The organism is Mesorhizobium sp. M7A.F.Ca.CA.003.01.2.1, assembly GCF_003998945.1.
Lineage (GTDB): Bacteria > Pseudomonadota > Alphaproteobacteria > Rhizobiales > Rhizobiaceae > Mesorhizobium > Mesorhizobium ciceri.
Genome location: NZ_RZRA01000159.1, coordinates 1 through 7491 on the forward strand (window position 1 = coordinate 1; position 7491 = coordinate 7491).

The window sequence follows — 7491 nt, forward strand, 5'->3', positions numbered from 1 at the left end:
GCCTTGTTTTACGGCTCCTACGAGCGCTCTCAATCGAACTTCGAACGATCGGATTACAAGGCCGAAGGCCTGCCCTCGCCTGACGAATTGGCCCTGCTGGAGCCATTCCGGGCCGAGTTGCCGCCAGAGGTTTTCGGTGAAGCGGTAACACAGCCCCTGTCCGACGGTTCGGGCCATGACCGCAAGCTGCTGGGCGAGGCTTCGAGATTGCTTGCGCAAGCCGGCTGGAAGCGCGACGGCAGTTTCGTCGTCAATGACAAGGGTGAGCGGCTGCGGGTCGAAATGCTGGCGGAGGACGATGGCATCGTTCGTATCTACACCCCGTGGTCGGAGAATATGAAGGCGATCGGGATCGACGCATCGATCCGGCAAATCGATTCGGCGCAGTATGAGCAGCGGCACAGCAATTACGACTTCGATCTTGCCTTGCTGCATTGGTCGATCGGGGCGACGCCGACTGACGACAGCCTGCAGATGCTCTATGATTCCCGCATGGCGAAAATCCCGGGGCAGCGCAACTATCCCGGCACCGAAAGCAAGGCCATCGACGCCCTGATCGCGGCAGCAGCCAAGGCGAAAGACCGTATAGAACTCGTCACGGCGCTCAGAGCGCTCGACCGGGTCTTGCGCGCGCGGCTGGACTGGATTCCAACATACTATCTGGCGAATCACCGCGTCGCCTATTGGGACATGTTCGGCTTTGTCGAACAGAAGCCTGATTTCGGCTTTCCGGTCGAGACGCTGTGGTGGTTCGATAAGGGCAAGGCGGCAAGAATTGGCAAAGGCTGAGATGTTCGCTCAACGAGGGCAGAAGGCCTGATGGGCGCCTATATCCTGCGCCGCATCCTTTTGATGATCCCGACGCTGTTCGGCATCATGGCGATATCCTTCGCCGTCATCCAGTTCGCCCCCGGCGGTCCGGTCGAACAGGTCATCGCCCGGCTGACCAATCAGGGCGGCAGCGACCGCCTCGGCGGTGGTGGCGGCGACGCGGGTGCCGGCGGCAATTTCGATGCCGCCGGTGACGTCAGCTCGAAATATCGCGGTGCGCAGGGGCTCGATCCGGAATTCATCAAGAAGCTGGAAAAGCAGTTCGGCTTCGACAAGCCGCCGCTCGAGCGCTTCGGCATGATGCTGTGGAACTATGCCCGCTTCGATTTCGGCGACAGCTATTTCCGCGACATTTCGGTGCTCGACCTGATCCTGGAAAAAATGCCGGTGTCGATCTCGATCGGGCTGTGGATCACGCTGTTGTCCTACCTGATCTCGATCCCGCTCGGCATCCGCAAGGCGGTCAAGGACGGCACTCCCTTCGACGTCTGGACCAGCGGCGTCGTCATTGTCGGCTATGCCATTCCGGGCTTCCTGTTCGGCATCATGCTGATGGTGCTGTTTGCCGGCGGGTCTTTCTTGGACTGGTTTCCGTTGCGCGGCCTCACCTCGGACAATTGGGATCAATTGTCGTGGTGGGGAAAGATCGTCGACTATTTCTGGCACATGACATTGCCGCTGACCGCGCTGGTGCTGTCGGCCTTCGCCACCACGACGCTGCTGACCAAGAACTCGTTCCTCGAAGAAATCCGCAAACAGTATGTGGTGACGGCGCGGGCCAAGGGTCTGTCGGAACGGCAGGTGCTCTACGGCCACGTCTTCCGCAACGCCATGCTGATCGTCATCGCCGGTTTTCCCGGCGCCTTCATCTCGGCCTTCTTCACCGGCTCGCTGCTGATCGAGAACATCTTCTCCCTCGATGGCCTCGGTCTGCTCGGCTTCCGGTCGGTGGTCGAGCGCGACTATCCGGTGGTGTTCGCCAATCTCTACATCTTCTCGCTGCTGGGGCTGTTCGTCGGGCTCTTGTCCGACCTGCTCTACACCTGGGTCGATCCGCGCATCGATTTCGAGCGGAGAGACGTCTGATGTCGGAGGCTACAGTCCCCGTCAACGCGGCACCCGCGCGGATCAAGCGGCCGTTTCTGTCGCCGCTCAACAAGCGCCGCCTGCAGAACTTCAAAGCCAACCGCCGCGGCTACTGGTCGCTGTGGATCTTCCTCGTCCTGTTCGTGCTGTCGCTGTTTTCCGAGTTCATCGCCAACGACAAGCCGATCATCGCTTCCTACAAGGGCGAAATCCTGTTTCCGGTGCTGGTCGCCTACCCCGAGGAAAAATTCGGCGGCTTCTATGCCGTCACCGATTATCGCGATCCGGTCATCCAGGACGAGATCAACGCCAATGGCTGGATGATCTGGCCGCCGGTGCGCTACTCCTATCAGACGGTCAACAACGCTATTCCCGAAGCAGCACCGGCCAGGCCGTCGTGGCAGTATGACGCCAAGACACGCTGCAACCAGTATCCGCAGGGTGCTGCCGACCCCGCCTGCATCGTCGGCAACTGGAATTGGTTGGGCACCGACGACCAGGCGCGCGACGTGCTGGCGCGCGTCATCTACGGCTTCCGCATTTCGGTGCTGTTCGGCCTGATCCTGACCGCCGGCTCGGCCTTGATCGGCGTCGCGGCCGGCGCCGTGCAAGGTTATTTCGGCGGCTGGACGGATCTCTTGTTCCAGCGTTTCATCGAGATCTGGTCCGCCATCCCGGTGCTCTATCTCCTGCTCATCGTCGCCGCCATCCTGCCGCCGGGCTTCTTCATCCTGCTCGGCCTGATGCTGCTGTTCTCCTGGGTGGCGCTGGTCGGCGTGGTGCGGGCCGAGTTCCTGCGCGCCCGCAATTTCGAATATGTCAACGCGGCCCGGGCGCTCGGCGTGCCCAACCGCACCATCATGTTCCGGCACCTGCTGCCTAATGCCATGGTGGCGACATTGACCTTCATGCCCTTCCTGCTCTCGGGCTCGATCTCGACGCTGACCTCGCTCGACTATCTCGGCTTTGGCCTGCCGCCCGGCTCCGCCTCGCTCGGCGAATTGCTCAAGCAGGCGCAGCGCAACCTCAATGCGCCGTGGCTCGGCATTTCCGGCTTCGTCGTCATCTCGCTGATGCTGTCCCTGCTGGTCTTCGTCGGCGAGGCGACGCGCGACGCCTTCGATCCGCGCAAGACGTTCAGATGAGCGAAGCCCCCTTGCTCAGCGTACAGGACCTCAGCGTCGCCTTCAGCCAGGGCGGCGGCCAGTCGACGGCTGTCGACCACATCTCGTTCGACATCGCCAAGGGCGAGACGGTGGCGCTGGTCGGCGAATCCGGCTCCGGCAAATCGGTCTCGGCGCTTTCGGTGCTGAAGCTTTTGCCCTATCCAAGCGCCAGCCACCCCTCGGGAAAGATCGTGTTCCAGGGCAACGACCTGCTGGCGATGAGCGAGAAGCAGTTGCGGCAGGTGCGCGGCAACAAGATCACCATGATCTTCCAGGAGCCGATGACCTCGCTCAATCCGCTGCACACGATCGAGCATCAAATCGTCGAGATCCTGAAGCTGCACCAAGGCATGGCCGACCGCCCCGCCAAGGAGCGCACCCTGGCCCTGCTCAACGAGGTTGGCATCCGCGATCCGCACAAGCGCCTCGATGCCTATCCACACCAGTTGTCCGGGGGCCAGCGCCAGCGCGTGATGATCGCCATGGCGCTGGCCAACGAGCCCGAACTGCTGATCGCCGACGAGCCGACGACGGCGCTCGACGTCACCGTTCAGGCGCAGATCCTCGAACTGCTGGCCGGCTTGAAGAGCCGCAAGGGCATGTCGATGCTGTTCATCACCCATGATCTCGGCATCGTGCGCAAGATTGCCGACCGCGTCTGCGTGATGACCAAGGGCAAGATCGTCGAGACCGGCCCGACCAACGAGATCTTCGTCAATCCGCAGCATGCCTACACAAAGCATCTGCTGGCGGCCGAGCCGAAGGGCAAGCCGCCGGCCGCCAATGCCGACGCCAAGCCCGTCATGACCGGCAAGGACATAAAGGTCTGGTTCCCGATCAAGCAGGGCTTCTTCCGCCGCACCGTCGACAATGTGAAGGCAGTGGACGGCATCGATGTCACCGTGCGCGCCGGCCAGACGCTCGGCGTGGTCGGCGAATCCGGCTCCGGCAAGACGACGCTCGGCTTGGCGCTGGCGCGCATGATCTCGTCGACCGGCATGATCCAGTTCAACGGTCGCGACATCAACCAGCTGTCCTTCAATGCAATGCGGCCGCTCAGGCGCGAATTGCAGATCGTCTTCCAGGATCCGTTCGGCTCGCTCAGCCCGCGCATGTCGATCGCCGAGATCATCGAGGAAGGCCTCAAGATCCACGAGCCGAAGCTGTCGCCCGACGAGCGCGACGACAAGGTGGCCGCCGTGCTGAAGGAGGTTGGGCTCGATCCGGCGACCCGCAACCGCTACCCGCACGAGTTTTCCGGCGGCCAGCGCCAGCGCGTTGCCATCGCACGCGCCATGGTGCTCAACCCGCGCTTCGTCATGCTGGACGAGCCGACATCGGCACTCGACATGAGCGTGCAGGCGCAGGTCGTCGACCTGCTGCGCAGCCTGCAGGCCAAGCACGATCTCGCCTATCTCTTCATCAGCCATGATTTGAAAGTCATCCGGGCGCTCGCCAACGACGTCATCGTCATGCGCAATGGCAGGATCGTCGAAGCCGGCCCTTCCCAGCAGATTTTTGAAAATCCGCAAACCGACTATACTCGGGCGCTGATCTCGGCCGCCTTCAAGATCGAGACGGCACCGGTCGGCATCGTCAGCGAGTGATTTGCGTAAAGAGGGACTAAAGGACCGCAATGGAAAAAGGCCGCATCCTGCTTGCCGTCACCGGCTTTCATCCGCAGCGCTGGCGCGACCTGCTGTCGGCCGAACGCGAGGTGGTGCTGGAGCCGGACGGCGCCAGCGACCCCTCGATCACCTATGCCGTTGTATGGAAGCAGAAGCCGAACATCCTGGCGTCGCTGCCCAATCTGCGCGCCATCTTCTCGATCGGCGCCGGCGTCGACCATATCTTCGCCGATCCCGGCCTGCCCGACGTGCCGATCGTCAAAATCGTTGCCGACAACCTCACCCAGTACATGACGGAATATGTCGTCTGGCGGGTGCTCGACCATCACCGCCAGGGCCTGCTCTACCGGTCGCAGCAGTCGAAGAAGATCTGGCATGAGCCGCAGCAGAGGCCTGCCGGTGACATTTCGGTCGGCATCATGGGCCTCGGCAGTCTCGGCCGCGCCGCGGCCTCGGTGCTGCTCTCGCTCGGCTTTGCCGTCAATGGCTGGTCGCGCACCGACAAGGCCATGCAAGGCGTCGCGACCTATTCCGGCGAAGCTGGATTGATCCCCTTCCTCAAGGCAACCGACATCCTGGTGGTGCTTCTGCCGCTGACGCCGGAGACCAAGGGCATCATCAACTACGGCGTGCTGAAGGAGCTGCGGAAACGCAACGGCCTCGGCGGCTCGGTGCTGATCAATGCCGGGCGTGGCCGCCTGCAGAAGGATGCCGACATTTTGCGGGCGCTGGATGACGGCACGTTGAAGGAGGCAAGCCTCGACGTGTTCGAGGTCGAACCGCTGCCGAAGACCAGTCCGCTGTGGGGGCATCCGAAAGTGTTCGTGACGCCACACGCGGCGGCGACCTCCGATCCGGTGCATCTGGCGCCGATCATGCTGCGCCAGATGGACGCCTTCGAACGCGGCGAAAAGCTCGACAATCTGGTGGACCGCGATGCAGGGTATTAGCCAGGACAAGGCCTCATCGGGCCAGGTCCCACTCCCGGAAGCACTTCTTGATTGCCCGCAGTGACGATAACTGCACCTTTGGCAGATCAATCTGCTCGAACATAGCCAGGTAGCGTTTGCGATTTTTCGGCGTGGCGACAGTGATATGGCGGATCATATCCCATTTGACGCTGTCGCGCCCGCCCTCCAAGGCACCGCGCCTCTCCCGCTCCAACAACGTCCGGCGAAAATAGCGCAACAAACTTGCGGGTGTGGAAATGTCCAACAGGATCAATCCCGTCGCCCGCCGAAAACGTTGCGGCATACCTACCGAATAATTCCCATCCATCACCCAACGCTCTCCGGCGATTGCGGCGTCGTGCAAGGCAATGAATTCGTCCCTTGGGCGCGCTTCCCAATCCGTGTTCGGGAGATGGAAGAGCTGATCGAGGTGAACAGTCGCCAGATCACGCTTGCGGGCAATCGCGTCGGCGAGGGTCGACTTGCCACTGTTGGACGGCCCCAAGATACATATGCGGTCCCCGAGCTCCGAGAGATGCATCCGATCGTGCCCTGCAAGGTGGTTTGTTGCCTGCGATTCTCGACCCGTAGCCGCCTCCGACCTCTAGCCAGGCAGAGCGATCTTCTTCTGCTTCTCCGGCTGGCCGCAGTCGCGTCGGTCGATCGACCGGTTCATGGCATCGATCTCACCGCTCGCCTTGTCGGTATCGCGCTTGGCCTTGGAGCGCATGTCCGGCGTGAACGGGCCGAAGCCCATCGCCGGATTGGAGAAGGTCGGCTTGGCCTTGATCGGCAGGTTGTATTGCTGCGCCAACCCGTTGCGCTGCGCCAGCAACTGGTCGCACGGCACGGTGTCGTATTGCAGGGAGGACTGGACGTTCGCATCCTGCTGTTCCGACATCGACGTGCCGCCGACACAGCCGGCGGTCAGCAGGCAAGAGGCCAAGATCATCATGTTCCAGCGCATCGGCTATGCTCCTCCTGATATCCCGCCCTGACGCGAGCAGATCGCAAATATCAGTCGCGCATGCAAATCGGACTTTTTCACAGCAGGAATATTTGCGAGGCGGCGAGGCTGCCCCTCCGCAGGCGCGTGGCTGACGGAGCATCAAACGAAAAACCCGCCTGTGCGGCGGGTCACTGGCGCAAATCAGCACCATGAGCGAAAATGTACCATAGCTGAGGGCAGGGCGTCAAGAAAAAATTCCTATCGCACCCGACGAAAAGCTGCCGACACCGCCGACCGGCTGTCGTCAGGTCTTTTGTTCAGCTGAGTTCGGAGCCCTGGCCACAACGACCAACCCGTTGACGTGTTCCCCGCGATCCTGCCGGATCGCGGTTGGTTCCAGTGACAGGACCGAAAGCCCGTTGGCGGCCAGCACGTCGAGCACATAGCGTTGCGCATGCGCATAGCGGCGTGACGGCAGCAGCGCGAAATCGCCATCGCCAGCCAGCGTCTCGACGGAAAACGCGAACAGGCCATCCGTGGCCAGCAAGCCGGCAATCGTCTTCACCACGCCGCCCAGCGCACCGACATAGATGAAAACATCGGCCACCGTCACCAGATCGGCTTTCGGACCGGCATAGGGAAAATCCCGCAGATCAGCCTTATCGAGGAAATCGTAGACGCCCTTGGCCCGCGCCTTTCTCAGCATTTTGGCCGAAATGTCATACCCCTCCAGCCGGTCGGCGATCGGCCGCAGCCTCTGCCCCATCAGGCCTGTGCCGCAGCCGAGATCGAGCGCCAGCGCGAAGCGGCCCGGCCTTGCCGCTCGAATGGCCTGGTCGAGCATCCCAGGCAGGCGGTAACCCAGCCTGCCGACCAGGGAC

8 protein-coding genes are annotated in these 7491 nt (G+C 62.2%); 5 read left to right on the forward strand and 3 right to left on the reverse strand.

Translation table 11 applies throughout. The features are described 5' to 3' along the window. The 5 genes from EN969_RS09250 to EN969_RS09270 all read left to right on the forward strand — a co-directional run. Nucleotides 1-789 (forward strand): ABC transporter substrate-binding protein (locus EN969_RS09250; protein ID WP_245467427.1); only part of this gene is annotated, 789 nt, incomplete at its 5' end. A gap of 30 nt (nucleotides 790-819) precedes the next feature. Then, a complete protein-coding gene (locus EN969_RS09255) occupies nucleotides 820-1917 on the forward strand; it encodes a microcin C ABC transporter permease YejB (RefSeq protein ID WP_127419082.1) in 1098 nt (365 codons plus the stop codon). Beyond that, complete coding sequence (locus EN969_RS09260; protein WP_063169974.1) at nucleotides 1917-3062, forward strand: ABC transporter permease; 1146 nt, start codon at nucleotides 1917-1919, stop codon at nucleotides 3060-3062. Before EN969_RS09255 ends, EN969_RS09260 begins: the two co-directional genes overlap by 1 nt. Further along, nucleotides 3059-4690: an ABC transporter ATP-binding protein gene (locus tag EN969_RS09265; RefSeq protein WP_127419083.1), complete on the forward strand. Its 1632-nt coding sequence runs from the start codon at nucleotides 3059-3061 to the stop codon at nucleotides 4688-4690. The genes EN969_RS09260 and EN969_RS09265 overlap by 4 nt, the downstream gene beginning before the upstream one ends. A 29-nt stretch (nucleotides 4691-4719) precedes the next feature. Next, nucleotides 4720-5661 carry a glyoxylate/hydroxypyruvate reductase A gene (locus tag EN969_RS09270; protein ID WP_063169972.1) on the forward strand — a complete coding sequence of 314 codons (942 nt, stop codon included), beginning with the start codon at nucleotides 4720-4722 and terminating at the stop codon, nucleotides 5659-5661. Nucleotides 5662-5674: 13 nt separating this feature from the next. Here the strand turns inward: EN969_RS09270 and EN969_RS09275 are convergent, their stop codons facing one another. The 3 genes from EN969_RS09275 to EN969_RS09285 form a co-directional block, all read right to left on the reverse strand. Next, on the reverse strand, nucleotides 5675-6202 hold the full coding sequence (locus EN969_RS09275; RefSeq protein ID WP_063169971.1) for an AAA family ATPase: 528 nt from the start codon (nucleotides 6200-6202) through the stop codon (nucleotides 5675-5677). Between the two features lie 63 nt (nucleotides 6203-6265). Further along, nucleotides 6266-6628 (reverse strand): hypothetical protein, encoded by a 363-nt coding sequence (locus EN969_RS09280; RefSeq protein WP_063169970.1) that lies wholly within the window; start codon nucleotides 6626-6628, stop codon nucleotides 6266-6268. A gap of 286 nt (nucleotides 6629-6914) precedes the next feature. Further along, a partial coding sequence (locus EN969_RS09285) for a methyltransferase domain-containing protein (protein WP_127419084.1) occupies nucleotides 6915-7491 on the reverse strand: 577 nt, incomplete at its 5' end.

Excerpts from the sequence above, each read along its gene's own strand:
- EN969_RS09255 (WP_127419082.1), top strand. The coding sequence starts at position 820 with ATGGGCGCCTATATCCTGCGCCGCATCCTTTTGATGATCCCGACGCTG.
- EN969_RS09260 (WP_063169974.1), top strand. The coding sequence starts at position 1,917 with ATGTCGGAGGCTACAGTCCCCGTCAACGCGGCACCCGCGCGGATCAAG.
- EN969_RS09265 (WP_127419083.1), top strand. The coding sequence starts at position 3,059 with ATGAGCGAAGCCCCCTTGCTCAGCGTACAGGACCTCAGCGTCGCCTTC.
- EN969_RS09270 (WP_063169972.1), top strand. The coding sequence starts at position 4,720 with ATGGAAAAAGGCCGCATCCTGCTTGCCGTCACCGGCTTTCATCCGCAG.
- EN969_RS09275 (WP_063169971.1), bottom strand. The coding sequence starts at position 6,202 with ATGCATCTCTCGGAGCTCGGGGACCGCATATGTATCTTGGGGCCGTCC.
- EN969_RS09280 (WP_063169970.1), bottom strand. The coding sequence starts at position 6,628 with ATGCGCTGGAACATGATGATCTTGGCCTCTTGCCTGCTGACCGCCGGC.